A 2,601-nucleotide genomic window follows, 5' to 3' on the forward strand; every position below is an offset into this window, starting at 1 on the left:
TGGAGATTTCGGTTATATTGACCACCGGATTTCGGAATAAAGTGACCACCTATTCCGGCGGAAATTGACCAGGGTATTCCGGAGGAAACTGACCACCCTTCAGAGCTAGTTCAGGAGCTGTATCGGTAACCATATTTTTGGGGTTAACAACTTCAGAAGATATGGCTAATACAACGATCAGCATGAACAAGATCAGACAGATACTCAGACTTTACCACCAGGGCCGCAGTAAACAATGGATAGCCATCCATACCGGGGTATCGCGCAACACGGCGAAAAAGTACCTGGCCTATTTCCAATCAAGCGGTTTCACCTTCGAAGAGGTGGACTCACTTGGCGACCGGGAACTCGAAGACCTCTTCGGCAAGAGCAACGAACGCGAGCCCGATAGCCGCCTGCAGGCCCTGCAGCGCTGTTTCCCGCGTATGGACCGGGACCTGAAACGTACGGGTGTCACCCGTAAGATATTATGGGAGTCCTACCGGGAAGAGTTCCCCCAGGGGCTGGGGTATACGCAGTTCTGCTTTTATTACAACCAATGGAAGGCGATGGTCAACCCGGTGATGCACCTTGACCATAAGGCGGGTGACAAGGTATATATTGACTTTGCGGGCAAGAAACTGCAATTGGTGGACCCGCATAGCGGGGAACTGCGGGACGTGGAAGTGTTCGTTGCCGTACTTGGCGCCAGCCAGCTCACCTATGTGGAGGCGGTGGAAGGACAGGGCAAAGAGGACCTGATAGGCGCCTGTGAGAACGCGCTGCACTATTTCGGCGGTGTCCCCTCGGCCATCGTCCCGGATAACCTCAAGGCGGCCGTTACCCGCAGCAACCGTTACGAGCCGACCCTGAACGAGACCTTTGCCGACTTTGCCGACCATTACCAGACGAGCGTACTGCCGGCGAGGGCACACCGTCCCCGGGACAAGGCGTTGGTGGAAGGGGCGGTGAAGATCATATACAGCAGGGTATATGCACCGTTGCGCAAAAACACCTACCACGGCCTGGGCGAGCTCAATACCGCGATACGGGAGCGGCTTGAGTACCACAACAACGGGCCGCTCAAAGGGCGTAACTACAGCCGGAGGTCACAGTTCGAGGAGGTTGAAAGGGAAACGCTCGGTCCGCTCCCGGTGGCCCGTTACGAGTTCAGGAAACTGCATTATGCCACGGTCATGAAAAACGGGCACATCTGCCTGGGCGCCGACCGGCATTATTACAGCGTTCCCTACCGCTTCATCGGCAAAAAGGCCAAGATGCTCTATTCACGCAAAAGCGTGGAAATATTCTACCACTATGAGCGCATCGCCGTCCATGCAAGGGATCCGGCCCCTTACGGCTATACCACCGACAGCAACCACCTGGCCACGACCCACCGTTTCGTCACCGAATGGACCCCCGAGCGTTTCCTTCAGTGGGCGGAGTCGATACACGATGACGTGAAGCTTTACATCCAGCGGATACTGGAGCGCAAGCAGCACCCCGAACAGGCCTACAGGTCATGCGTGGGGGTGTTGGGCTTCGCCAAAAAGGTCGGCAACGATCGTCTGGCAAAGGCCTGCGGACGGGCGCTGAGCTACGGGATCCACAATTACAAGACCATACAGACCATCCTGACAAACCGGATGGACGAATACCAGGAAAACCCTTTTGCCGAGGAACTGCCCATGCCCGAACATGGCAACATCCGCGGCGAGGAATACTATAAATAACCCTTTAAACAATAATCAGGATGAACACGAACACACTTGAGAAATTACGTAAGCTGAGGTTCCATGGCATGTACCATGCATTCAAGAGCTCGCTTGAAAGCGGTAGGTACGACACCATCACCGCGGATGAACTGCTGGCCCAACTGGTGGATGCCGAATGGGATGACAGGCACAACCGCCGCATCGCACGGCAGATATTCTATGCCAAGTTCCGCTACAAGGCAGCCATTGAGGAAATCAATTATGAAGTGGCGCGCAATATCGACAGGAACCTGGTGCAGCGGCTTGCGGACTGCTCCTTCATCGGGCGCAATGAGAACCTGTTGGTAACGGGAAGTACCGGTATAGGCAAAAGCTACATAGCCACCGCGCTGGGATACCAGGCGTGCATCATGGGGTACCGGGTGCTTTATGCGAGTACCCCCAAGCTTTTTGCAAGACTGAAAATGGCCAAGGCCGACGGGACCTATATCAAGGAGATCGCCAAGATAGAAAAGCAGCAGCTATTGATACTGGATGACTTTGCCATACAGCCCTTTGATGCCCCCAGCAGGGCCGCCCTGATGGAAATAATCGAGGACAGGCACGGTAAGACATCACTGATCATCACCTCCCAGCTACCGGTGAGCGCATGGTACGACGTGATCGGTGACAGGACCATAGCCGATGCCATACTTGACCGTATTGTCCACGACGCACACCGCATGGAACTCAATGGCGAATCAATGAGAAAGAAACGCCAATCCACAGGTGAAAATAAAAACAGAATCGATACTTTATAATCAGTACTTTTGACAACAATACTGCTACAGCTCCCAGCTAGCTTCGCCAGCAAATCAGGTGGTCAGTTTGCCACGGAATCGCATGGTCACTTTCTCCGAAATCTACA

The 2,601-nt window shown here is 54.1% G+C and carries 2 protein-coding genes; both read left to right on the plus strand.

Going from position 1 to position 2,601, the window contains the following annotated elements:
• Positions 1 to 182 precede the first annotated feature (182 nt).
• Entirely contained in the window at positions 183 to 1,712 is a 1,530-nt protein-coding gene (gene istA, locus ACEVG1_RS20945; protein ID WP_374745681.1) for an IS21 family transposase, read from the plus strand.
• A gap of 20 nt (positions 1,713 to 1,732) precedes the next feature.
• Positions 1,733 to 2,494, plus strand: coding sequence for an IS21-like element helper ATPase IstB (gene istB / locus ACEVG1_RS20950; RefSeq protein ID WP_374745682.1), 762 nt, complete (start codon positions 1,733 to 1,735; stop codon positions 2,492 to 2,494).
• The last annotated feature ends 107 nt before the right edge of the window (positions 2,495 to 2,601 follow it).

It is taken from the genome of Parapedobacter sp. 2B3, assembly GCF_041925275.1.
Taxonomy (GTDB): Bacteria; Bacteroidota; Bacteroidia; order Sphingobacteriales; family Sphingobacteriaceae; genus Parapedobacter; species Parapedobacter pyrenivorans_A.